Origin of the sequence: Enterococcus sp. DIV0660C, assembly GCF_017316125.1 — a bacterium.
Lineage (GTDB): Bacteria > Bacillota > Bacilli > Lactobacillales > Enterococcaceae > Enterococcus_B.
This window is the reverse complement of record NZ_JAFLWA010000005.1, coordinates 13,245-37,783: the sequence shown is the minus strand read 5'-3', so window position 1 is coordinate 37,783 and position 24,539 is coordinate 13,245. Positions and strand designations below refer to the sequence as shown.

19 protein-coding genes are annotated in these 24,539 nt (G+C 37.7%); 6 read left to right on the top strand and 13 right to left on the bottom strand.

What is annotated here, in order from left to right:
* Window positions 1–293: 293 nt before the first annotated feature.
* From adhE to tgt, 3 genes are all read right to left on the bottom strand, one after another.
* Window positions 294–2,891, bottom strand: a complete 2,598-nt coding sequence (adhE, locus tag DOK81_RS01485) for a bifunctional acetaldehyde-CoA/alcohol dehydrogenase (protein WP_206907438.1) — start codon at window positions 2,889–2,891, stop codon at window positions 294–296.
* Window positions 2,892–3,205: 314 nt separating this feature from the next.
* A complete protein-coding gene (gene yajC, locus DOK81_RS01480) occupies window positions 3,206–3,583 on the bottom strand; it encodes a preprotein translocase subunit YajC (RefSeq protein ID WP_206907436.1) in 378 nt (125 codons plus the stop codon).
* Between the two features lie 99 nt (window positions 3,584–3,682).
* A complete protein-coding gene (gene tgt / locus DOK81_RS01475) occupies window positions 3,683–4,828 on the bottom strand; it encodes a tRNA guanosine(34) transglycosylase Tgt (protein ID WP_206907434.1) in 1,146 nt (381 codons plus the stop codon).
* 211 nt (window positions 4,829–5,039) lie between these two features.
* Between tgt and DOK81_RS01470 the strand changes: the two genes are divergently transcribed.
* On the top strand, window positions 5,040–5,750 hold the full coding sequence (locus tag DOK81_RS01470) for a DUF975 family protein (RefSeq protein WP_206907433.1): 711 nt from the start codon (window positions 5,040–5,042) through the stop codon (window positions 5,748–5,750).
* Between the two features lie 65 nt (window positions 5,751–5,815).
* On the opposite strand, the gene DOK81_RS01465 is transcribed toward DOK81_RS01470, so the two are convergent.
* Both DOK81_RS01465 and queA read right to left on the bottom strand, forming a co-directional pair.
* Entirely contained in the window at window positions 5,816–8,458 is a 2,643-nt protein-coding gene (locus DOK81_RS01465; RefSeq protein WP_206907430.1) for a cation-translocating P-type ATPase, read from the bottom strand.
* Window positions 8,459–9,125: 667 nt separating this feature from the next.
* Window positions 9,126–10,157, bottom strand: a complete 1,032-nt coding sequence (gene queA, locus DOK81_RS01460; RefSeq protein ID WP_206907429.1) for a tRNA preQ1(34) S-adenosylmethionine ribosyltransferase-isomerase QueA — start codon at window positions 10,155–10,157, stop codon at window positions 9,126–9,128.
* A gap of 212 nt (window positions 10,158–10,369) precedes the next feature.
* Here queA and DOK81_RS01455 point away from each other — a divergent pair, with 212 nt between their 5' ends.
* From DOK81_RS01455 to DOK81_RS01440, 4 genes are read left to right on the top strand one after another with little or no spacing between them, the layout of a single operon-like run.
* Entirely contained in the window at window positions 10,370–11,545 is a 1,176-nt protein-coding gene (locus DOK81_RS01455) for a betaine/proline/choline family ABC transporter ATP-binding protein (protein WP_206907426.1), read from the top strand.
* 3 nt (window positions 11,546–11,548) lie between these two features.
* Window positions 11,549–12,190 carry an ABC transporter permease gene (locus DOK81_RS01450; RefSeq protein WP_206907424.1) on the top strand — a complete coding sequence of 214 codons (642 nt, stop codon included), beginning with the start codon at window positions 11,549–11,551 and terminating at the stop codon, window positions 12,188–12,190.
* On the top strand, window positions 12,187–13,107 hold the full coding sequence (locus tag DOK81_RS01445) for an osmoprotectant ABC transporter substrate-binding protein (protein WP_206907422.1): 921 nt from the start codon (window positions 12,187–12,189) through the stop codon (window positions 13,105–13,107). Before DOK81_RS01450 ends, DOK81_RS01445 begins: the two co-directional genes overlap by 4 nt.
* 4 nt (window positions 13,108–13,111) lie before the next feature.
* On the top strand, window positions 13,112–13,771 hold the full coding sequence (locus tag DOK81_RS01440; protein ID WP_277988505.1) for an ABC transporter permease: 660 nt from the start codon (window positions 13,112–13,114) through the stop codon (window positions 13,769–13,771).
* A gap of 98 nt (window positions 13,772–13,869) precedes the next feature.
* Here DOK81_RS01440 and DOK81_RS01435 read toward each other — a convergent pair whose 3' ends face one another.
* The 4 genes from DOK81_RS01435 to DOK81_RS01420 all read right to left on the bottom strand — a co-directional run bounded on the left by DOK81_RS01435 (window position 13,870) and on the right by DOK81_RS01420 (window position 20,204).
* The gene (locus DOK81_RS01435; protein ID WP_206907420.1) at window positions 13,870–15,693 is read right to left on the bottom strand and encodes an amino acid permease; all 1,824 of its coding nucleotides are present in this window, start codon (window positions 15,691–15,693) and stop codon (window positions 13,870–13,872) included.
* Window positions 15,694–15,901: 208 nt separating this feature from the next.
* Window positions 15,902–18,607 carry a YhgE/Pip domain-containing protein gene (locus tag DOK81_RS01430; RefSeq protein ID WP_206907419.1) on the bottom strand — a complete coding sequence of 902 codons (2,706 nt, stop codon included), beginning with the start codon at window positions 18,605–18,607 and terminating at the stop codon, window positions 15,902–15,904.
* A gap of 307 nt (window positions 18,608–18,914) precedes the next feature.
* On the bottom strand, window positions 18,915–19,229 hold the full coding sequence (locus DOK81_RS01425) for a hypothetical protein (RefSeq protein ID WP_206907417.1): 315 nt from the start codon (window positions 19,227–19,229) through the stop codon (window positions 18,915–18,917).
* A 30-nt stretch (window positions 19,230–19,259) separates the two neighbouring features.
* Entirely contained in the window at window positions 19,260–20,204 is a 945-nt protein-coding gene (locus DOK81_RS01420) for an NADP-dependent oxidoreductase (protein WP_206907415.1), read from the bottom strand.
* A 183-nt stretch (window positions 20,205–20,387) separates the two neighbouring features.
* Here DOK81_RS01420 and rpsN point away from each other — a divergent pair, with 183 nt between their 5' ends.
* Window positions 20,388–20,657, top strand: coding sequence for a 30S ribosomal protein S14 (gene rpsN / locus DOK81_RS01415; protein WP_206907413.1), 270 nt, complete (start codon window positions 20,388–20,390; stop codon window positions 20,655–20,657).
* 295 nt (window positions 20,658–20,952) lie between these two features.
* On the opposite strand, the gene DOK81_RS01410 is transcribed toward rpsN, so the two are convergent.
* The 4 genes from DOK81_RS01410 to DOK81_RS01395 form a co-directional block, all read right to left on the bottom strand.
* Window positions 20,953–21,315, bottom strand: coding sequence for a type II toxin-antitoxin system PemK/MazF family toxin (locus DOK81_RS01410; RefSeq protein ID WP_206907405.1), 363 nt, complete (start codon window positions 21,313–21,315; stop codon window positions 20,953–20,955).
* Window positions 21,316–21,325: 10 nt separating this feature from the next.
* Complete coding sequence (alr, locus tag DOK81_RS01405; protein WP_206907403.1) at window positions 21,326–22,447, bottom strand: alanine racemase; 1,122 nt, start codon at window positions 22,445–22,447, stop codon at window positions 21,326–21,328.
* A gap of 15 nt (window positions 22,448–22,462) precedes the next feature.
* Window positions 22,463–22,813 carry a holo-ACP synthase gene (gene acpS / locus DOK81_RS01400; RefSeq protein WP_206907401.1) on the bottom strand — a complete coding sequence of 117 codons (351 nt, stop codon included), beginning with the start codon at window positions 22,811–22,813 and terminating at the stop codon, window positions 22,463–22,465.
* A 130-nt stretch (window positions 22,814–22,943) separates the two neighbouring features.
* Window positions 22,944–24,458 (bottom strand): DEAD/DEAH box helicase, encoded by a 1,515-nt coding sequence (locus DOK81_RS01395; protein ID WP_206907399.1) that lies wholly within the window; start codon window positions 24,456–24,458, stop codon window positions 22,944–22,946.
* Window positions 24,459–24,539: the final 81 nt, after the last annotated feature.

Below are 24,539 nucleotides of genomic sequence, written 5' to 3'. Positions count from 1 at the left end.
AAGTTGATCTTATGTTTGAAATTTTTACCTATCTTAATAATTGATAGCTAAGTGGTCATCGAAATGTTTCTCTCTTTTTCAATGACAAAATTTTTTATAAGTAATCTCACAAGTACATATTTGAACGCATATTTTCTCTTTACACAAAAAAATTGTCTGAATGAGAGAATCATTCAGACAAACTTACATGAATCCATATAGTTTTAAATCCCCCACACAAATTTGAGCGGAAATTTGTGCGGGGGATTCCGGTAGCGGACAGCTGTCAGCCGTACGCTATCTTTTGACAATCATTAAGCTTTGTAAGCATCAATGATGATTTGTTTTAATTCGCTAATTAATGGTTCTTTTGGATTAGCAGTTGTACATTGGTCTTCGTAAGCTAATTCAGCCATACGATCAACTGTTGTATCAAGTGTCTCTTGTGTTACGCCTTGTGCTTTCAAGTTCATATCAATACCTACATTTTGACCTAACTCATAGACAGCTTCTGCTAATGCATCTACTAACTCAGCAGTTGTTTCACCTTTTAATCCTAAGAATTTAGCAATGTCTGCATAATCTGTATCTGCACGGAAGTAGTCATATTTAGGGAACATTGCGTGTTTTTGTGGATCTTTTGCGTTGTAGCGAATAATGTGTGGTAACAAGATTGCATTTGTACGTCCATGAGGAATACCATATTCACCACCAATTTTGTGGGCGATTGAATGACAAATCCCTAGGAACGCATTTGCAAACGCCATACCAGCCATTGTTGACGCATTATGCATTTTTTCACGTGATTCCATATCAGGTGTTTTTACTGATTTTTCTAAATAATCAAAGACCAACTTGATTGCCTGTAGACTTAAGCCACGAGTATAATCAGATGCCATGACAGAAACATATGATTCAATTGCGTGCGTCAAGACATCCATACCAGTATCTGCAGTCACAGAAGCCGGAACTGACATAACAAATTGTGGGTCAACAATTGCAACATCTGGTGTCAACGCATAGTCTGCTAATGGGTATTTAACATGTGTATCGCTATCAGTAATAACGGCAAAAGGAGTTACTTCCGAACCTGTTCCTGAAGTTGTCGGAATACATACAAATTGAGTTTTTTCAGGTTTTGCAATTTTGTACGTACGTTTACGGATATCTAAGAATTTTTGTTTTGCTCCAAAGAAAGAAGTATCTGGGTGTTCATAGAACATCCACATTCCTTTTGCAGCGTCCATTGCAGATCCACCACCTAATGCGATTACTGTATCAGGTTTGAAATCAGCCATTAGTTTTGTTCCAGCATAAACAGTATCTGTTGAAGGGTTAGGCTCAACATCAGAGAAAACTTCGATTTTCACGTCGTTTTTACGACGAGCGAGCACTTCACGAACTGTATCACAGTAACCAAATTGAACCATTCCTGGGTCACAAACGATCATGACACGTTCAACGTTTTCCATTTTTTCTAAGTAAAGTAATGAATTCTTTTCAAAGAAGATTTTTGGCGGTAATTTGAACCATTGCATGTTATTTCTCCGTTTCGCTACAGTTTTGACGTTGATTAAGTTGACAGCAGATACATTACGAGAAACAGAATTTTTACCATATGAACCACAACCTAAAGTTAATGAAGGAATCATTTCATTGTAGATATTACCAATTCCACCTTCAGCTGATGGTGTGTTAACTAGAATACGACAAGCTTTCATTCGTAAACCAAATTTCACGTGTAAATCTTCGTTTTCTGAATGGATAACAGCTGTATGTCCTAATCCACCAAGATTTAACATACCTTCACATAATTCAAATGCATGATCTGTATTATTTGCTTTAACCATTGCTAAAACTGGTGATAATTTTTCACGTGAAAGTGGATAATCAGCACCAACACCTTCTAATTCAGCAACTAGCATTTTTGTTCCTTCTGGTACTTTGATGCCTGCTAATTTAGCAATTTCCATTGCAGAATGCCCAACAATTGCTGGGTTAACAGCATACTTGCCTTCGTTCATCACCGCATCTTCTAATTTTGCAAGTTCGCTTGGTTTTACAAAATACACTTGATGAGCTTGGAATTCTGCTTTCACAGCTGCATAAATTTCTTTGTCAACTATCACCGCTTGTTCAGATGCACAAATCATTCCATTATCAAATGTTTTTGATACGATTAAATCATTCACTGCACGTTTTACTTTTGCAGTTTTTTCAATGTACGCTGGCACGTTCCCTGGTCCAACGCCTAAAGCTGGTTTCCCAGTTGAATAAGCAGATTTAACCATTCCTGCTCCACCTGTTGCTAAAACAATTGCAATGCCGGGATGATTCATCAACATTGAAGTTGCATCAATTGATGGATGTTCGATCCATTGGATACAGTTTTCCGGTGCACCAGCTGCGATTGCTGCATCACGGACAACACGCGCTGCTTCTGCAGAAGATTTTTGTGCGCTTGGATGGAAAGCAAACACAATTGGATTTCTTGTTTTCAATGCGATCATTGATTTGAAAATCGTTGTTGAAGTTGGGTTAGTTGTTGGTGTTACACCACAAACAACTCCTACTGGTTCAGCGATTTCAATTAATCCTTTTTGAACGTCTTCATTGATTACTCCAACTGTTTTATCATGTTTAATGTTATTCCAAATATACTCTGAAGCATACATATTTTTAATTGCTTTATCTTCATAAATACCACGACCAGTTTCTTCAACTGCCATTTTTGCTAGAGGCATGTGTTGATCTAAGGCAGCCATTGCCATTTCATGTACGATATGGTCCACTTTTGCCTGATCAAAGTCTTCCATTTCCTTTAGGGCTACATTTGCTTTTGTTGCAAGGTCATCGATCATTGCTTGCACGTCGATCGTTTTTACTTGTTCTTTTTCCAATGTCTTAGCCATTGTCTTCCTCCTAGTGGGTATCACTTATTGTTTGTTAATTATTTCACATATGTATCATACAATAATTTATTTTTGTTGTAAATAGTTTTTTGTGATTTTTTTCACAGTTTTAAAAATAAAGATAAACACTGATATTATAAAGTTATCTAGCTATCAATATTTTTTTCATTGTCTTAGAAAAAAATATTTTTTATTTGGTTGTCACGTTCACTATTGAACTTGTTCTCATGCTTTTGTTTTTCAAATAAAAAAAGAGGCACAACTAATTAAATAGCTGTACCTCTTCAGATGAAAAATAATTGTAGAGCTTATGCTCATTTTTCGTCTTTGTTGTCTTCAGAAACTACTTCTGTTACTTCTTCAGTGATTGTTTCTTCTTTTGCATCAACTGGTTCTTCGACAGTTGTCACCGTAGCATCGTTTTCTACAGTCACTCCTGGTTTAACCGTTTTGATTGACGCACGGTCAAACTCTAAGAAGATACCTTCGCAGTCTAAAACCACTGTCCGTTTGTCTTCATCGATTTCTGAAATTACGCCATGCAAGCCGCCAATTGTAACAACTGCATCACCTGGTTTCATACTATCTAACAAATTTTGACGTTCTTGTTGTTGTTTCTTTTGTGTACGTGACATAAAGTACCACATCGCTAACAACGCAACGAACATCACAATCATTGGTAATGATCCCATTTTTTTCACCTCACTCAATCTATCTACAAAAACCACTTTAGCATAAAAAGTACTATCTACACTAGCTTTTTACTTAAATTTCACATAAAATTCATGAATTTAGAAACTCTTAGCATTTTCTTTGTTAAAACCGTATTCCTCGAAGAAGGCTGCTCTAAATTCTAACAAATTATCATCCATGATTGCTTGGCGAACTTGTTTCATCAAATTCAATAAGAAATAAAGATTATGATAAGAAGTCAAACGAATACCAAATGTTTCATCACACTTGATTAAATGACGAATATAAGCACGGGTATAGTTTTTACATGTATAACAATCACATTTTTCATCAATTGGACGAAAATCATGTGCATATTTTGCATTTTTGACAACTAAACGACCTTGCGACGTCATACAAGTTCCATTACGTGCGATTCTGGTTGGCAATACACAGTCAAACATATCTACACCACGAATTACTCCATCAATCAAGGAATCAGCTGCGCCGACTCCCATTAAGTAGCGTGGTTTATCTTCTGGAATCAATGGTGTCGTAAATTCTAAAACTCGGTTCATATCTGCTTTTGGTTCTCCAACAGACAAACCACCGATTGAATAACCTGGGAAATCCATGCTGACTAAGTCTTTTGCACTTTGGCGACGCAAATCTTCAAATCCTGCCCCTTGGATGATTCCAAATAAACCTTGTGTTGCTGGATTTGCATGAGCTTCTAGTCCACGCTCTGCCCAACGTGACGTACGTTCTACAGATTTTTTCACATAATCATAGCTCTCGTCAAATGGCGGGCATTCATCAAAGCTCATCATGATATCTGAGCCTAATTTATTTTGGATATCAATTGCTTTTTCAGGTGATAAAAACATGCGAGAGCCATTCAAATGATTTTTGAAATGGACGCCTTCTTCTTCAATATTACGCATATCACTTAATGAAAATACCTGGAAACCACCTGAATCAGTTAAAATCGGTTGATCCCAATTCATAAATTTATGCAAACCACCAGCCTCAGCAACCAAGTCTTCTCCAGGTCGCAACCACAGATGGTACGTATTACTCAAAATGATACCTGCCCCCATCTCCTTTAATTCTTCAGGAGACATAGTTTTGACTGTCGCCAATGTTCCTACAGGCATGAACATGGGAGTTGGAAAAGTACCGTGCGGTGTAATAATTTCACCTAAACGAGCACCAGTATGTTTTTCTTTTTTGATTAAACGATAGCGAATGGCAGGTTGTGACATTCAATTCCCTACTTTCTCTATAAAATAGCGTTGACAACTCACACAATCATAATCGTTTCAGCACTTTTTTGCAAGAGTTTATCTGTGGCTCTTGTTCTATTTAATCCTCTTTTTTTAGAAGTATTTCTGGAACAAGCAATGCAAGAAGAGAGGCAAAAAAGTTAATCTTTGTTATAATAATTTTAACTTATGGAAAAGGAGTGAAAAATAGATGAAATCTTCTGCTGAATTAAAATCACAAGCAAAAGCTAGTTTGAAAGGTCGTTGGGGGCAAGCGGTATTATTGAATTTAATTCCGTCATTAATTGCTATAGCACTTATTCTTTTGATTCTTGTACCATTCATCTTGTTTATTGCAAGTATGTCAGATGTTACAAGTCTTCAGGAAACGATGGTGAATGACAATGGCGGTTCTAGTGCTGGCAGCAGTGGTGGCGGAGTTGTTTCCGGCATTATTTCTGCATTGTTTATGAGTGGTATTTCTTGGACTTACCTTGATGTGCTACGTGGACAAAAATCACAAATTGAACCATTTAAAGATGCATTCCGTGGATTTTCAGGTCTCTTTATTGGAGGCATTATTGGCCTAGCCATTTTGATTTGGTTATTCACTACATTATGGACATTGTTGTTTATTATCCCTGGGATTATCAAAAGTTATGCTTACTCTCAAAGCTACTTTATCTACTACGACACGATTCAAGAAACAGGACAAAAACCTCGTGTGCTTGATACGATTACAGCAAGTCGCAAGCTAATGGATGGTTACAAAGGAAAATTGTTCTGGTTGGATTTATCATTTATCGGTTGGCATATTCTTGCATTGATGACCGCAGGAATCGGCTACTTATGGTTGAATCCGTATATTACAGCAACAAAAGCTGCTTTCTACAATGAATTGCCAAAAGACGTTGCGTACTAAGCTTCACAACAGGTATACAAAAAGCTGCGGTTAGTAACCGCAGCTTTTTTGTGTTCATTTTTTATTTATTCTTCTTCATCGTCCACATCTGGCAGTTGATGGAACTTAATTAGTTCACTCACTGCAATTGGTGTGACTGATAAAATGAATACCAGTAACCAATGATTCAAACTAATATGAACAAGTCCAAAAAGTTCTTGTGTGAATGGGAATAGTGCCATTGCCGTAGTAATCACTACCGCCAACACTGCCATTTCTAATAATGATTTATTTGAAGATAAATTGACCTTAAATATGGATTGGCTACTTCGCACATTAAAGACATGCAAAATGGAAGAGTAAGCTAATACTAGAAAAGCAACTGTTTGACCAACTTCTTGACTAGCATCGACCCAAGGACTGATTGTATCAACAAAACTTCCTAAATAGTATCCGAAGAGTGTCACAACCGTAAACACACTTGCATTCACTGCAATTTTTTGCCACAATCCGCGCGCAAAGATCCCCTCATTCCGAGGAATTGGCATTTGATCCATAATTCCTGCTTCTGCTGGCTCTCTTCCAAGCGCAAATCCTGGTAGGCCATCAGCTACTACGTTGACAAATAATAATTGAACTGCCGTAAATGGCGCGCCCCATCCTAGAAGCATAGCAATCAACACAATGAAAATTTCTGAGATATTACAACTCAAAAGGAAGTTGATTGCTTTTCGAATATTTTGATAAACAGAACGACCTTGGCTAACTGCATCGACAATCGTTGCAAAATTATCATCGGTTAAAATCATATCAGACGCACTTTGAGCTACATCCGTTCCAGTGATTCCCATGGCGCAGCCAACATCACTTGCTTTTAACGCAGGCGCATCATTTACTCCGTCACCAGTCATCGCCACAACCGCACCCGTTCGTTGCCATGATTTGACGATCCTGATTTTATCTTCTGGCGTTACTCGTGCATAAACAGCCAATTCTTTCACTCGTTCATCTAATTCTTCATCCGTCAACGCATGTAGTTCTGCACCTGTTAAAGCTTCAGAAGAATGTTCCAGAATCCCAAGTTCTTTAGCAATCGCACTCGCTGTCACCACATGGTCACCAGTAATCATTACTGTTTTGATTCCAGCCTTTTTCGCACGAGCGATTGCTCCTTTACTTTCTGGACGAGGTGGATCAATCATACCAATCAAACCAATCAAACGTAAATCTTTTTCTAAGACTTCTGAACGAATATCTTGTGGTTCTTCATCATAGACAGCAAAGCCAACTGCAATCACGCGGAGTGCACGTTTTCCGAAACGGTCATTGACAACTGTCGCTTGTTCGATATCTCCATAACGGAAACGCGGAGCTAATACATCAAAAGCACCTTTAGTAATGGAAATATATTTTTTTCCCATCTTATGTACCGTTGTCATCATTTTTCGCTCTGAGTCAAACGGCAATTCTCCAATTCGAGGATAATTTTCTTCCAACTCTGCTTTTGTATGATAGTTTTCTTCCACTGCACGCACAATTGCGGCTTCTGTTGGATTGCCTTTGATAATTAGCTCATCGTTTTCTTTTTCAACACTTACATCTGTACACAAAGCTGCCATTTTCAAGACTTCCATCGCACTATCTGTCATAGCATCTTCTGTGTCAGTAACTTCATCTCCGCGACTCCAAACTCGACGCACACGCATTTTATTTTGGGTTAAAGTTCCCGTCTTATCAGAACAAATTACGTTAGCTGTTCCTAATGTTTCAACTGCAGGCAGTTGACGAATAATTGCATGTTTTTTTGCCATTTTCTGAACACCAAATGCTAAAGTCAATGTCACGATAACTGTCAATGTTTCTGGTACTGCAGCAACTGCTAAAGAGACAGACGTCATAAACATTTCTAGTAATGGTTCCCCTTGCAGTTCACCAATAATGAAGACTAATGCAGCAGCTCCTAATGCAATAAAACTAATTCGTTTACCTAACTGATTCAAGCGAACTTGTAAAGGTGTTTTCTGCATCATATCGCCACTTAATAGTCCAGCAATTTTTCCCATTTCAGTTTGCATCCCAATTGCCGTAACAATTGCTTGACCACGACCGGCAGCTACACTACATCCTTTAAAGACCATATTGATTTGATCACCTAGAGGTACTTCTTCTTCGCTAACATAAGTGGCATCTTTTTCAACTGCTTCGCTCTCACCAGTCAACGCCGATTCTTCCACTCGAAGTTGTGAACTTTGAATCAAACGAGCATCTGCAGGAATGGTTGCCCCAGACTCTAAAATCAAGATATCTCCAACAACTAATTGTTCGGCATCAACTTGTTCACGTTTACCATCTCGTAAAACTAGCGCAGTCTGCTTATTCATATCCTGTAACGATTCTAAAGCTTTTTCTGCATTTCCTTCTTGAACAATTGTAAGTGCAGAGTTGATGACAACGATAGCGATAATCAACAGACCTTCAAACAAATCTCCATGTTCTGTTGCAAAGGCCGTGTAAAAAGAAATTACAGCAGCAACTAATAAAATAATTGTTGTAAAATCGGCTAAGCTTCTAAAAAATTTTCTGGCTAATGATTCTTTCTTTGCTTCATCAAAACGGTTAGGCCCCTGTTCCTTGCTTCGCTTAGTTGCTTCTTGGGAAGTCAATCCACGCTCTAAGTTTACATTGGTTTCTTCTCGGACTTCTCTCACTGTTTTTTTATATTCTTCCATCCTATTCCTCCTTTATTCTTCATTAAATAATAATCCTATATTAAATATAACATCATTTTTTTATTTTTTTCAACTTAATAAACTATTTCGGACAATTTATGGATTTTGTTCATAAAAAAGGCACAAAATTGCAAGCATTCTGTTTGCAAGCGCTAACAAAATATGCTATTATATAGGTGTAAGGAAGGAGGATAACATCAAATAAGTCGAAGAATTTCTCGATGAAGTATTGTAAGCAAACAAAGTTGTTAGAAGTACAGGTTTCACCAAGTATACGTGTGAAGTACACAGCGTCAAATTGATGAAAATAGTGAATGCGTATAAAAAGTTTGGATGATTCGTTTCCCAAAACCAGAAGTAACAAAGATACGTAAAATAAACAGTGAACATCTGAAAATTGAATACTAGTAAAAGATGTGTCAATGAGTGTTGAAGATGTAACGAAAACAAGATTTTTTGTTTATCAAGAAGAAATTCAACAAAGTGCTTTACATGTATCATGGAAAGTAACAAAAATTCTACTTATTTGATTCCTTCCGAAATACAGAGGCTGGACTTGTCGAGAGTCCAGCTTTTTTTATTTCGTCGAAAACTACATAGAACTTTTTTCTAGAAAAAAAGAGTGAACGATCGAGAATCGTTCACTCTTTTGTGTTCATTTGGAAATTTATTTGACAAACATCGCATCACCAAAGCTAAAGAAGCGGTAACGTTCGTCAATCGCATGTTGGTATGCAGACAGAATCAATTCACGACCAGCAAACGCGCTTACTAACATAACCAATGTTGATTTTGGCAAATGGAAGTTTGTTGAGAATGCTTGGACTACTTTAAACTCATAACCTGGTGTAATAAAAATTTCGGTCCAACCACTGTCTGCTTTGATTTCACCATTGAACTTCGTTCCAATTGTTTCTAACGTCCGAATCGAAGTGGTTCCTACTGCTACGATTTTCCCACCATTCTTGCGAACTTGGTTCAAACGTTTCGCAGCATCGTCTGTTAATCGATAAAATTCACTATGCATGTGATGATCTTCAATCTTATCCACACTAACTGGACGGAACGTTCCTAAGCCAACATGAAGTGTCAAATAGACTAATTCAATTCCTTTGGCTTCAATTTCTTCCAATAGTTCTTTTGTAAAATGTAATCCCGCTGTTGGGGCTGCCGCAGAACCATTTTCTTTGGCGTACACTGTTTGGTAACGATCTGGGTCTTCTAGGCGTTCTTTGATATAAGGTGGCAAAGGCATTTCACCCAGCGATTCTAAAATTTCAAGAAAAATTCCGTCATATTTAAACGTAATGATACGTCCGCCGTGTTCTAGTTCTTCTTCCACCACAGCTTTTAGTCGACCATCGCCAAACGAAATCGTTGTACCTACTTTGGCACGTTTAGCTGGTTTGATCAACGTTTCCCATGTATCCCCTTCTGTATTCGTTAAAAGTAATACTTCCAGATGAGCACCAGTATCTGGCTTTTCCCCATATAAGCGTGCAGGTAGTACGCGCGTGTCATTCATGACTAGGGCATCCCCCGGGTTCAATTCATCAATAATATCATGGAAATGTTTATCTTCTAACTCTCCTGTTGTACGGTCTACCACTAACAAACGTGATTGGTCACGATTTTTTAACGGTGTTTGTGCAATGAGTTCTTCTGGCAAATCAAAATCAAAATCCTCTGTTGTTAACATCTTATCCACTCTTTCTGGTCATTTATCTTCAGCTATTCTAACACTTTTTCAGAAACTTGGCGAACAGCTTCGCCTATACTTTTTTGTCCATATAATTCCATGTTGAAACGAAAAATTTTTTTCTTCCAAACCCTTCGATTTGTATGTTAACGAATTTTCAGCCATACTAGTTATGTGAAGATTAAAAAAATGATAATTTGAGGTGAGAAATTTTGATTGAATTTCAACATGTATCAAAAATTTATAAAGGAAACAAAGTGGCTGTCGATGATGTGAATCTTTCGTTTGAAAAAGGAGAATTCATCTGCTTTATCGGAACCAGTGGTAGTGGAAAAACAACGACAATGCGTATGATTAATCGAATGACTGACCCGTCTAAAGGAAAGATTTTAATCGATGGGAAAAACATCCTAGATATCAATCCCGTTGAGTTGCGCCGACAAATCGGTTACGTTATCCAAAATATTGGTTTAATGCCACACATGACCATTAGAGAAAATATCACACTTGTTCAAAAGTTACTCAAAGTCAGTCAAGAAGAACGAAATAAAACTGCCGAAAAAATGATTGACCTTGTCGAATTACCTCGTGAGATGCTTGACCGCTATCCAAGTGAACTATCTGGTGGACAACAGCAACGGATTGGTGTTGTTCGAGCATTAGCTGCTAATCAAGATATTATTTTGATGGATGAACCATTTGGCGCACTCGATCCCATTACTCGTGACGCATTGCAAGATTTGGTGAAAGACTTGCAAGAACGCTTGGGAAAAACGATTGTCTTTGTTACTCATGATATGGACGAAGCATTGAAACTGGCAAGTCGAATCGCTATCATGAGTGAAGGAAAAGTGATCCAGTTTGATACACCAGAAAATATTTTACGTAACCCAGCCAATGAATTCGTGGAAGAACTAATTGGTGAGGATCGTTTGCTGCAAGCAAAACCAGACACGACTCGCGTTAACGAAGTAATGTTGAATACGGCCATTTCGATTACGCCGGAAAAATCATTGCAAGAAGCAATCAAACTCATGCGTGAAAAACGTGTGGATACCCTTTTAGTAACAGACAATTCCAATGTACTAAAAGGCTTCATCGATGTTGAGACTCTTGACCGAAAACGTGGCAAAGTTTCAAGTGTAGGAGACATCTTAAATCCTCATGTATTTTACGTAAAAGAATCTGCTTATTTACGTGACACTTTACAACGGATTTTAAAACGTGGACTAAAATACGTCCCTGTCGTTGATGATCGAAACCGAGTAGTTGGCATCTTAACGCGTGCTTCACTTGTCGATATTGTTTACGATGTTATTTGGGGAGAAGAGCAATCCATCACAGATGCGATTGAGTCGACGAAGCCTGCAGAAACAAAGGAGGTCTAGCTCATGCAGCAGTTTTTTAATCAGCATGGCGCTGAAATATTAACAAAAAGTGCTGAACATCTTTATATTTCTTTCTTCGCTTTAGCACTTGGTATTTTGGTCGCAGTTCCGCTAGGGATTCTTTTGACTCGTTTTCAAAAAGCGGCAACGATTGTGATTGGTATTAGTAGCGCACTTCAAACAGTTCCTTCTTTGGCATTGTTAGCTTTGATGATACCTTTACTAGGCGTTGGAAAAACACCCGCAATTATTGCCCTCTTTATTTATTCACTATTACCTATTTTACGAAACACTTATATTGGGATGAAAAATGTAGATTGGAACTATCGAGATGTCGCCAAAGGAATGGGTATGACGAATCTGCAATCTATTATTTCTGTGGAACTACCTATTGCAATGCCAACTATTATGGCAGGGATTCGTTTGGCCGCAGTCTATGTGATTGCTTGGGCAACTTTAGCCTCTTACATTGGTGCTGGTGGTTTAGGTGATCTGATTTTTAGCGGTTTAAATAATTATCAACCAGATTTAATTTTTGCTGGAACGATTCCTGTAACTATTTTGGCCTTACTTGCAGACTTTTTACTTGGTTTGTTAGAAACACGGCTCACTCCGATTGCACTTAGAAAGGAGAATGATGAATGAAACGATTAAAACAACTCATTTTACTTTTTGGTCTCTCACTCATTCTCGGTAGCTGTTCTTTGCCAGGTTTGGCAAGTAATACGGATGACCAAACCATCTCAATTACTGGTGGAATTACTTCAGAAGCACAAATTCTTGCTGGAATGGTTGCTGGAATGGTCGAACATTATACCGACAAAAACACAACGATTATCAATAATTTAGCAACAACAACGATCAATCACCAAGCGATGATCAACGGTGATGCTTCAATTTCCGCGGCGCGTTATACAGGAACAGACTTAACGACTACCTTAGGATTACCACCTGAAAAAGATCCTAAAAAAGCATTTGCCATAGTAAAAGAGGAATTTGAAAAACGTTACAATCAAACATGGTTCCCTTCTTATGGCTTTGAAAACACGTACGTCTTTCTCGTTCGCAAAGACACAGCTGAAAAATACAACCTAAAGAAAGTCAGTGATTTGAAAAATGTAGCGAATGAACTCGTTGCTGGTGTCGATACTTCTTGGATCAACCGTAAAGGCGATGGCTATGATGGTTTCCAAGAAACTTATGGTTTTTCATTTGAATCGATTTTGCCGATGCAGATTGGCTTAGTCTATGACGCTGTTGAAGCGGGAAAAATGGACATCGTATTGGGTTATTCTACTGATGGGCGAATTGCAAGTTATGATTTAGTGATGCTAGAAGATGATTTAAGTTTCTTCCCACCTTATGACGCTGCACCGGTCGTTGCGAACCAGGTCTTAAAAGACACGCCTCATCTGGAAGAAGCTTTACAGAAATTAGGTGGTACGATCACTACAGAGGAAATGCAAAAACTAAATTATGAGGCAGACAACAATTTGGTAGAACCTTCTGTCGTTGCTGAACGGTTTTTGAAAGAACATCATTATTTTGAGGAAGGGAAGTGATTAAATGGATAAAATGAATATATTTCAACAATTTGTCTATTATTTTCAAGAAAATGGCGCCTATGTCTTTAGCCAATTTATCCGTCACTTCTTGATTTCAATTTACGGTGTCTTTTTCGCCGCTGTTGTAGCGATTCCAATCGGGATATTGATTTCTCGTAAACGTAAACTTGCCAATTGGGTTATTCGCTTGGCAAATATCATTCAAACTGTACCCTCTTTAGCAATGCTCTCCATTTTGATGATTGGATTAGGGCTAGGCGTTAACGTAGTTATTGTTACTGTCTTTTTATACTCCTTATTACCAATTATCAAGAACACTTATACTGGCATGATCCAAGTAGATAAAAACATTTTGGATGTCGGTAAAGGAATGGGGATGACTGCTCGTCAACGTTTAATGATGGTAGAACTCCCTTTATCTGTTTCGGTCATTATGGCTGGAATTCGTAACGCTTTGGTTGTTGCAATCGGAATTACTGCAATCGGTGCATTCGTTGGTGCAGGTGGTCTCGGTGACATCATTATCCGTGGAACCAATGCAACGGATGGAGCTTCAATCATTCTTGCAGGTGCGTTACCAACAGCTTTGATGGCAATCATTACTGACTGGGTACTTGGTATCGTAGAACGACGCTTAGATCCGGCGGCAAAAAAAGCTTAACGTACTAGTTAAATGATGGGGAAAAAAGATGGGACAAAACGAAAATTCGTTTTATCCCATCTTTTATTTATTGATAAAGTAATTTTACACCCAGTTACTTATTTTTTCAGATGGTAACTATAGGTACTAATGACAATATTTTCTCGCCAAGAAAGTCGCAAACGCAAACGTAAGCTTGTTTGGTTGTGTAAAATATTTTGCCAACGACGGTTTGGCACAAATTGAGGAATCAATACCGTTGTCGTATAGTTTTGTTTTGCAGCGTTTTTGCTTACTAGATCCACATAGCGAATAATTGGATTTTCAATTGAACGATACGAAGAATGAACAACAGAAAAACGTACATCAGGAAAATGTTTTTTGAATTCGGCTTCGATTTCTTTTTCCTTTGCCACATCTTCATCTAAAGAAACGTGCATTGCCACTACATAGTCTCCAATCGAACGCGCGTAATTCAACGCCCCAATGTTTACACGAGTAACATTTCCCACTAAAACTAAAACTGTATTTCCATTAAAATCATGTAATTTAGCATCCTCTTCTAAGCGAAGCTGTTCTGCCACGTTTTTGTAGTGTCCATGAATCTTGTAAAAAACAAACAAAACAATTGGCATGATGATAAAGAATGGCCAAATATCCCCTAAACGATAGATGAACAAAATAATAATAATTGAGTAAGAAATAAACGCTCCGACAATGTTTGCAATTGATTTTTGTAACCACTTCTTACCTTCTTTTCGCCATTTAACCACCATTCCTGTTTGAGAAAGAGCAAATGGAATAAATACACCAATCGAGTAAAGTGGAATCAATCGTTCCGTTGATCCTTGGAAAATAAACAACAAAATGATCGAGCCAAATGCTAAAGTCATGATCCCATTTGAATAACCTAAACGATCACCACGATCTTGATACATATGTGGCATGAATTTATCTTTTGCCAAATTAAATGCTAAAACTGGAAACGCAGAAAAACCAGTATTCGCAGCCACTGCTAAAATCAAAGCAGTTGCAAATTGTAAAACATAATACAAGACACCCTGTCCAAAAACAGCTTTACCGATCTGAGATAAAACCGTCACTTCTTTTTCAGGCACAATTCCATACCAGTAGTTAATGAAGGTAATTCCAACGAAGAAAAAGCCTAAGATGACAGCCATCATCGTTAACGTACCAGCAGCGTTTTTCGCCCGTGGTTTTTTAAAGAAGGGAACCGCATTACTGATTGCTTCGACCCCAGTTAGTGAAGAAGAACCAGATGAAAATGCACGTAAAATCAAAGCAATTGAGACACCCGGAATTGCCGCACCTGGTAAAGCAGTCGCATTCAATGGTACAGTCCCCGTTACAATATTGAATAAACCAACAACGATCAGCAAGGTAATCACGATAATAAAAGTGTAGACGGGAACTAACAAGAACGAGGCTGACTCGCGTAATCCTCTCAAATTAAGCATCATCAATAGTAAAACGATTGCGACAGAAATACCTACCTGATGCCCATATAAAGCAGGTATCGCTGAGGTTATCGCCTCTGCTCCAGCAGAAACAGATACCGCAACAGTCAGCATATAATCAATGAGCAATGAGCCACCAGAAATCAGACCGGCGTTTTTCCCCAGGTTTTCACTACTAACCACATAGGCTCCACCACCATGAGGGTAAGCATGAATAATTTGTCGATAAGATAAAGTTAATGAAATGAGTAAAATAATAACAAATGCTGCAATAGGTAATGAATACCAAATTGCTGCAGTAGATAAAGCCACCAACACGACAACGATTTGTTCTGTCCCATACGCAATCGAAGACAGTGCATCAGAAGACAATAATGCTAATGCAGCAAAACGACTCAATTTTTGGTCATCATTTTCGGCAGACTTTAACGGTTTACCTACTAATAACCTTTTTAAGTAATCCAACTCTTAAACCCCTTTACATTTTTTTCCTTTTAAATGTCATTTTCGAAAATTTACAGTAAACAAAATGATATAGTACGCTCATCAAATATAAAAGTCAACAAGCTACCTAAAAAATCTTCCAAAAAGCAAAAAGATTTTTCATTCTAAAAAACTGGGACCTCATTTAGTAAAGAGATCCCAGTTTAATTTCTAATTCATTCTAAAATACTCAGTGGAAGATATGGCTCTCGTGTGAGTATTCTTGTAATTTTTTCATTTTAGATTCAATAAACGGATAAACAGCCGTTCCGACAATGCCAAAAACGATGAATAATCCAATCATGATCCAAATGGCATTTGTTGCTGTTGGCCAATAAATTCCACCAGCTGATTCACGCAATAAGTTCACTGCGTGAGTGAATGGTAAAAATGGATTGATCATTTGGAAGAATTTTCCAGAAACTTGAATTGGATAATTTCCTCCACCACCAGAGATTGACAATACGAGGATAATGATTGCCAGACCTTTCCCTACGTTGCCAAATAAGGACGCTAGCACGTAAACAATCATCATGAAGGACAAAGATACTAATAACGCGAATAACACGCTATACACTGGATCATGAACGTCTACACCCAATAAGAAGATATTCCCAAGAGCAACAATCAATCCTTGGGCTAAACCAATCGTTAAGAAGGTCAACATTCGAGCAACATATTGTTCTCGCTTCGTGAATTTTGTCTTGTCTTTTTTCTCAAGGTAATAATCTGTGGTTGCTACGCTTGAAAGCAAGACTGCACCAACCCAGATACATAGTGCTGTATAGAAAGGTGTACTTGCTGAACCATTATTGGCAATTGGATACAATTGATTTGTTACTAACTCAACTGGTTTGGTAAAGAAATCACTTTCTTTTGTTGCATCTAATTTCAATAACTTGATAACTTCACCAAGATCGACTTCTTCCTCTCCTTTGCGGATAGCATCAGCAGCTTTTTCAATTCCTGCTTTGATACTTGGCCAATCATTTGTAATCAAGTCTGCTGCCGCATTGACAGCTGTCTCGACTTCTGGCATTTTTTCATTGACCGTTGTCAGTGTACCCGTTAGTTCACCTTTCAAAGTTGGCCAATCATTTTTAATAAAATCAGCAGCTGTGTTTAATTTTTGAGCCACGGCTGGTAAGTCGTTGTTATACAAGTCAGCCCCTTTATTGATACCATCAACGATCGTGTTCATATTTCCATTCAACATTGTGTTCGCGTCATGGACTTCTTGACCAATGGCGGGCATTTCTTTTTGATATTTTTCTAGAATACCAACTGCATTTGAAACAGTTGTTTTTGTCGAACTTAATAACGAATCAAAATCAATTTGGTCTGCTTTGTCTAAGACCCCATTTGCTGTTTGAATCGTGTGAATCAACTGATCTAAGATAGATTCAACAGTTGAGCCAACTGCTTTAACATCAATAGTGCTTGTCAATTCCTTGATATTTAAAGCAATTGTTTTGACATCAGCAAGCAACTTTTTCACTTGATCTAAGTTATTATCTTGAACAGCCTTATTCAAATCTGTCACATGTGTATTCAATTGACCAAGCAGCTCTTTGATATGATTCAATCCATCAATAACACCATCCAAATCATTGTTTCCAGCACTTGTTTGTAAGTCTTTCATAAATTGGACAACTTGATCAATGGCTTCTTGTTGACGACCCAAACTAGCGGAAAAATCAGTTAAGACTTGACTGATATTCGCTCTTTCTTCAGGAGTTAGTTCGTTATCTGCAATCGCTCCTTCGATTGTTTCAACAATCGAATTTGTCGTAGTGGCAACTTCTCCAATTGATTTCAAAGTAACTTGTACACTGCTGACAATACTTGGAACAGCCTCTTTTAATTGTGTCGCACCATTTTCGGTTGTTGCTGCAAGATTACTTGCCTGAGATTCTAATCTTTTGATATCAGGCAAAGCATCTTGTACTTGACCAATGATTACTAATCCTTGTTTGGCTTCATCAATTCCTTGATTCATTGTGTCTTGGATTGAAGCAAAATCTTCATCGATCATCGCTAGTTGCTTCCCAGCGTTTTGGATTTCAGGAATTTTTTCTTGTAAATCCAAAATGATCTTCGCTTGTTCTTGAAGTTCAGGCATCTTGTCATTCAATGCAATGACTTTTTCACCCATTTCGTCTACTTTTGGTAGATAGTCAACAAATTCATTCGCTTTGTTGAGTTTTTCTTTGATTTCAGGAAGCTGACTTTGCAGTTCTAGCACTTTCTTGGTGTATCCTTCAATATCATCTAAGTTTTCATCCGTCGAAAGAATCATATCTTTTACTTTATTGATACTCACTAAGTTGGAATCAATATCGTAACCAATTTCGTTAAAAACTTTTAGCAAGGTCGAACTTGCTGTGTTAATAAATTCTTCTGTAATTTGTGACTGAATCGAACTTGCACCTTTATCAGTGATTTTCGGCGCAATCGCGTTGATTTTTTCATTAACAGTGTATTCGATTTTTGGTTTCCTGATGTCCCCACTAGTAAAACTTAACAAGTCTTCAGAAAAATCAGTTGGCAAATAAATACCTGCATAATATTTTCCTGAACGAACGCCAGATTCTAATTCAGCTTTTGAGTCAACAAATTGCCAACCCAGCTGGTCATTTTTGTGTAGTGACTTTATTACTTCTTTCCCAATAGCTACTTCTTTTCCTTGAAATTCAACTGGCTTATCCGCACTGTATACGGCAATTGGTAATTCCCCAGTATTTCCATATGGATCCCACAAAGCTTTGATATTAAACCATGCGTACAGTGAAGGGATAATCATAATAGCGATAATCAGAAGTGTCGCAATCGGGTTTTTAAAGATTCGTTTCCAATCAAGTAAGTAAAGTTTGAATGTATTTTTGATTGATCCCATAATTTTCCCCTTCTTTTTTTCTAGCTGAACTACTTTACCATGCAATTCTCTATGATTTCAATGAACATTAACCAAAAAAAGCGAGAATTTTGACATATAAGGACAACTGTCGAACTGTAATCTCTTACAACTTAAAAAACTATTAAATTTTATTTACTTCACTTTATCATGAAATAACGTGGAATGATAATTTTATGATAAAACTTTAGCCTTAGTAAACGAAATCTTTTTGACAAACATAAGAAAGTGAGGACAAAACTTTTTTCCTGTTTTGTCCTCACTTAAAAATTTCTGACAGAAGTAAAAATCAATTACCTCTTTTTTCTTCAAGATAAGTTTGCATCAATTGCTCAAATAATCCATTTAGCTGTTGCTGATTCCTTTCGTCACTTACGAAAGCTTGGACAGGAGAGCTACCATTGTCAAAATATTTGATTGGTACTGGCTCATTTGCTATTTCTTGAACAGTGATTTGCGGATGATACATGAAATCACCACAGGCACCTGGTTGTAAAAAAGCAAATTCATAATATTCGCCTTGCTTACGTAAACGATAATAACCATCCGTTAGCCATTCTTTTTCAGTTAACTGTTGCTTGATTTCTTGCCAATTTTCATTCATCCTCTCACCTCATGCGAAAGTATAGCATAATTAAGCAAGTGTTAACACAATTTTTCCAGCAGGAGGATGTCCTTCCATTAACTGATGTACTTGGATGACATTCTCTAATGTTGCTGGCAATAGTTGGCTGATAGGTACACTGAATGTTCCTTTTTCATATTCTCGTAATAAATAAGAAAATGCTTCTTGATCTTGATATTCTTTTCTGGGAACAAATGATTCATAAAAGCCACTTTTTTTCTCCCGTAGCTCTAAATCTGGTAGTTGCGTCAACGCGACATAGCGACCTCCTGGTTTCATAATCTTGATACCTGAAATCCCACGTCTGCTACCTTTCGTTGCATCAACGACAACATCTGCTTGGTTAGCAAAACGTTCTCCTGCATCTTCTTGATCGTAAGCAGCAAATTCTGATACCCCAAGTGCACGCACTTTTTCTTCATTTCTTTTGGAAGCACTCGCTAATACTTTGATTCCCTTAGCATGCAATAATTGGACCAAACTTGAACCAACACCGCCAGAAGCCCCTTCAATCATCACAACATCCGTTGGTTGAACATCAAGTAAATGTGTCAATAAATTATACGCAGTCAATCCTGTTGTCACCATACCTGATGCTTGCGCCCAGTCCATTTGATCAGGAAGCTTTGCCACTTTTTTGGCGGGAACAACAATCTCTTCCCCATAAGTTCCACCAACTGCGTGGACAACTACTCGATCACCAACAGCAAAATCAGTCACGTCTGAGGCAACTTCAGTTATCACTCCAGCACCATCATTTCCTAAAACATAAGGAAACTTTAACGCACGAACCTCTTTCATGTTTCCAAGTCGAAGAGATACATCATATGGGTTGATGCTAAATGCTTTTAACGCTACTCGAAGGTGGCCCTCTTTTACTTCTCGCGGACTCGCATCAATTTCTTCAAATACATCTTGTGCTAAACCATACTCTTTTATCGCAAATCTTTTCATAGTTGTCACACTCCTCTTTATTAGTTTACGAGGAAGTGCTATTTTTTACAAAAAAAGTGTATGAGTAAAATTAGTTGTTTTTTTTAGTCAGACGTGCTAAATTATGAACGGACATCTCATAATCGTAACAATTACGATTTATATCAAAATAAAAATAAATTTTAAACAATTGGAGGAAACACAATGGCAAAAAAATCAAAAATCGCAAAAGCAAAGAAACAGCAAGCAACGATTGAACGTTATGCAGCAGTACGACAAGAATTAAAAGCAAGCCATGATTATGAAGGATTGCGTAAGCTACCTTTAGATGCGCGCCCAGAACGTTTGAAAAACCGTGACTTAATTGATGGTCGCCCACGCGGGTACATGCGTAAATTCGGAATGTCTCGCGTGAAATTCCGTGAATTAGCTCATAAAGGATTAATTCCCGGCGTCAAAAAAGCCAGCTGGTAATTTCTAGAATTCACCGTTGAATTAATTGAAGGTTGCTGTCACATAAAAAAGAAAAGGCATTTTTTACTCAAACAATTAACGGATTGTTTTGCATCCTTTACAAAGAAAAATGACTAAAGTCGCTAAGAGATAAAAAAGGAAGACTCAAACGAAATTTCGTTTGAGTCTTCCTTTTTTTTGCCTTCATATCACAATTGTTTGCGAACACTGCTTTTCTCTATGTAAATATAATTTATCAAGTTAGTCAGAGCTGCTACATATCGACTAAATTTCATTCAGGCAAGTCACATCATCGTTAATTTGATACTGGAGCAATTGCCTCCACACCAACACTGATTTTTAGTGCACGATCGACATCTTGCATAATTTCCCGATCTAAGTGACACACTTTTTCTTTCAATCTTGATTTATCAATAGTTCGAATTTGTTCTAATAAAATGACGGAGTCTCGGTCTATACCCGTTCCCGTTGCTTTGATCCCTATATGTGTGGGCAATTTAGGTTTCGCCATTTTTGCAGTAATTGCTGCTACGATTACCGTTGGACTAAAATGGTTTCCTAAATTATTTTGAATAATCAGCACAGGACGCGTTCCGCCTTGTTCTGATCCCACGACTGGAGAAAGATCAGCAAAGTAAATATCTCCTCTTTTTACCATAGGACCCTCCTTATTTTTGATATTCTCTTGGTATCCGTGTTCCTAGTGTACAAGCTACTTCATAATGGATTGTTTCTAATTGATCCGCTACATCTTGCATAGCAATCACCTGATCTTGATTTTTTCCAATCAGAGTCACAGTTGTTCCTACAGGTAATTTATAAGGTAAGCGAACCATCAATTGATCCATACAAACTCGCCCAACTGTTTCACAAAATTTCCCATCAACTAATAAAGAAAATCCTTGCATCTTTCTTAACCAACCATCTGCGTAACCAATGGGTACTGTTCCAATCCATTCAGGTTTTGGTGTGATGTAGGTTTCACCATAACCAATTCCTTCATTAGCAGCTAATTCTTTCACTTGAATCAATTCAGAAACAAGCTCAAGTGCTGGTTGTAATGGATAAACTTCTGGTAACGCATGCCCAGATGGATTCAATCCATACATCGCAATTCCGTAGCGAATCATGTTTCCAATCGATTCATCGTGCCACAAAGCTGTCGCACTGTTACTGACATGCACATAGCGAGGTAGCTCTGGTAATTCTTCAAGGACAGCTAAAAAACGATTTTTTTGTAAATTCCAATAAGTAGCATCTTCTTGGTCAGCAGTAGAGAAATGGGTAAATAGTCCTTCCCACTCGAAATAGGGTGTCTTCTGAACAAATTCAACTGCTTCTCTGACTTCCTTCGGTGTTAAAAAGCCAATACGCCCCATTCCCGTATCTGCTTTTAAATGAAGTTTCAACTGTCCTTCGATCGCATGTTCTGAAAAATACTCTTTTGCATCGTCCAGCCATTCTTTTGTACCCACTGTTACTGCTAAATCATTATTAATAGCTAATTCGATTGCTGAAAAAGGAATCATATTCAAGACTAGAATTGGTTGGGTGAATCCAGCTCCTCTTAATTCTATCCCTTCATCTAAGTTAGCTACGCAAAAACCTGTAGCACCTCCTGCAATCGCTGCATGTGCCGTTTCAATCGCACCATGTCCATAACCATTTGCTTTTACAACTGCAAATAATTCTTTCCCCTTTGGAAGTCTAGCCAATTCATTTGCCACGTTTTCTGTAATAGCTTGTGTATGTATAATTGCTTTTGTCGGACGATTCCAAGCGACAACCATTTTCTTTCCTTCTTTCTATTCTTCCAAAATAATTTGTGCAAATGCCAATTCATCTGTGTGTGTAATACTTACCCAAACAGTTCCTTGATGTGGTGACTGTGTGACGATTGGCTGGCCTAGCACATCTTTTAAAATTTCAATTTCTTGAAACGTTACTTTACCGATTCCTGTACCCCAAGCTTTTGAAAAAGCTTCTTTACATGCATAACGCCCACCTAAAAATTCTACTTGGCGATGAAAAGGTAATGCACGAAACAATTCAATCTCATTGACTGTCAGTACACGATCAATAAAATTTGTTTTTTCTTGAATAATTTTAGCAATCCTGGGTAGTTCAACTGCGTCGATTCCAATCCCTTTTATCATCTATCTTCTCTCTTCATCAAATTTAGAACAATCTCATTCTACCAAATTCCTGTCATTTTGCCACAATTAAGTATATATATAACAAAAATGAAAGCTTCTCTTAAGATAAGAGAAGCTTTCATTTGTTTTTTTAATCGTTGTTTGAACGGATGACAAATCCACGTTTTTTATCATTTTGACGACGGCCACCGTCTTTGTGATTTCCGTTATTTTTGTTATATCCGCCTTTAGATTTATTTCCACGGTAATTTCCGCCTTCGCCTCGACGATTACGATTATTGCCGCCACCACGTTTACCATTTTTGTTGAATCCTTTTTTCTGAGATGGTAATGGTCGTTCTGGTGTGATTTTTACTGGAATAGCATCTGAAGGATCTTTTGCAACAGTTTTTAATAATAATGCTGCTAAATCTTGTGCTGAATATTTTTCTAACAACTTATCTGCTGGTTGTAAGTATTTATCCAAGCCATTTTCTTCAAGTTTTGCTTCAACTTCATCAAAAGCTGCGCCTAATTGGCCTTTAAATGCTTCTTTTTCAGTTGGTGGACGCAAAGCAGTCATACGTTTTTTCGTTAAGTTTTCAATTACATGTAAGTAACCCATTTCGTTTGGGGTAACGAAAGTAACTGACATTCCGCCTTTACCTGCGCGTCCTGTACGTCCAATACGGTGAACATAACTTTCTGGATCTTGAGGGATATCGTAGTTGTACACATGTGTAACACCAGAGATATCTAATCCACGGGCAGCTACGTCAGTTGCCACTAAAATATCTAAATGACCACTCTTGAATGAACGTAACACGCTCATACGTTTTTGTTGTGATAAATCACCGTGAATTCCTTCTGCGCGATAGCCACGTGCTTCTAATCCACGAGCTAATTCATCTACACGGCGTTTTGTACGACCAAACACAATCGTTAATTCAGGTTTTTGAACATCAAATAAACGAGTCATGATATCAAATTTTTCATATTCTTTGGCACGTACATAATATTGATCAATCAAATCAGCTGTCATTTCTTTTGCTTTGATTTTTACGTGTGTTGGATTTTTCATGAATTTGACACCAATGTTTTTGATTGCTGGTGGCATTGTTGCAGAGAATAATAATGTTTGGCGTTCTTCTGGAACAGTTGAAATGATTTTTTCAATATCTTCCAAGAAGCCCATATTTAACATTTCATCTGCTTCATCTAAAACTAATGTTTGAACAGTTCCTAATTTCAATGTGTGACGGTTGATATGATCTAACATACGTCCTGGTGTTCCAACAACGATATGTGGGCGATCTTTTAAGCCACGGATTTGACGGCCGATATCTGCTCCGCCGTAAACAGCTTGTACACGAATTTTTTTATCGCGACCTAAACGATAAAGTTCTTCTTGTGTTTGGATAGCTAACTCACGTGTTGGTGAAATAACTAAACCTTGTAATTCATGGCGTTGAGGGTCGATTTTTTCTAGCATTGGTAGTCCAAAGGCAGCTGTTTTACCAGTACCTGTTTGTGCTTGACCAATAACGTCTTTCCCAGCTAATGCTAAAGGAATTGTTTCCGATTGGATCGGTGTTGCTTCTTCAAAACCAGCACGTTCAACTGATTTCAATAATTCTGGTGATAATTCTAATTCTTTAAATTTCAAATGAATCCTCCTAATATGGTTGTTAACTGAGGATGTAGCTTCTTTTTTGCTACCCCGTCGATTTGTTCGGTCAAAGTGAAG

What these genes read in the sequence shown, in the direction of transcription:
- DOK81_RS01425 (WP_206907417.1), bottom strand. Translation starts at nt 19,229, where the DNA reads ATGAATGAAAATTGGCAAGAAATCAAGCAACAGTTAACTGAAAAAGAA.
- DOK81_RS01420 (WP_206907415.1), bottom strand. Translation starts at nt 20,204, where the DNA reads ATGAAAAGATTTGCGATAAAAGAGTATGGTTTAGCACAAGATGTATTT.
- DOK81_RS01430 (WP_206907419.1), bottom strand. Translation starts at nt 18,607, where the DNA reads ATGGGATCAATCAAAAATACATTCAAACTTTACTTACTTGATTGGAAA.
- tgt (WP_206907434.1), bottom strand. Translation starts at nt 4,828, where the DNA reads ATGTCACAACCTGCCATTCGCTATCGTTTAATCAAAAAAGAAAAACAT.
- DOK81_RS01440 (WP_277988505.1), top strand. Translation starts at nt 13,112, where the DNA reads ATGGATAAAATGAATATATTTCAACAATTTGTCTATTATTTTCAAGAA.
- DOK81_RS01465 (WP_206907430.1), bottom strand. Translation starts at nt 8,458, where the DNA reads ATGGAAGAATATAAAAAAACAGTGAGAGAAGTCCGAGAAGAAACCAAT.
- rpsN (WP_206907413.1), top strand. Translation starts at nt 20,388, where the DNA reads ATGGCAAAAAAATCAAAAATCGCAAAAGCAAAGAAACAGCAAGCAACG.
- yajC (WP_206907436.1), bottom strand. Translation starts at nt 3,583, where the DNA reads ATGGGATCATTACCAATGATTGTGATGTTCGTTGCGTTGTTAGCGATG.
- queA (WP_206907429.1), bottom strand. Translation starts at nt 10,157, where the DNA reads ATGTTAACAACAGAGGATTTTGATTTTGATTTGCCAGAAGAACTCATT.
- DOK81_RS01410 (WP_206907405.1), bottom strand. Translation starts at nt 21,315, where the DNA reads ATGGTAAAAAGAGGAGATATTTACTTTGCTGATCTTTCTCCAGTCGTG.
- acpS (WP_206907401.1), bottom strand. Translation starts at nt 22,813, where the DNA reads ATGATAAAAGGGATTGGAATCGACGCAGTTGAACTACCCAGGATTGCT.
- DOK81_RS01445 (WP_206907422.1), top strand. Translation starts at nt 12,187, where the DNA reads ATGAAACGATTAAAACAACTCATTTTACTTTTTGGTCTCTCACTCATT.
- adhE (WP_206907438.1), bottom strand. Translation starts at nt 2,891, where the DNA reads ATGGCTAAGACATTGGAAAAAGAACAAGTAAAAACGATCGACGTGCAA.
- DOK81_RS01470 (WP_206907433.1), top strand. Translation starts at nt 5,040, where the DNA reads ATGAAATCTTCTGCTGAATTAAAATCACAAGCAAAAGCTAGTTTGAAA.
- alr (WP_206907403.1), bottom strand. Translation starts at nt 22,447, where the DNA reads ATGGTTGTCGCTTGGAATCGTCCGACAAAAGCAATTATACATACACAA.
- DOK81_RS01450 (WP_206907424.1), top strand. Translation starts at nt 11,549, where the DNA reads ATGCAGCAGTTTTTTAATCAGCATGGCGCTGAAATATTAACAAAAAGT.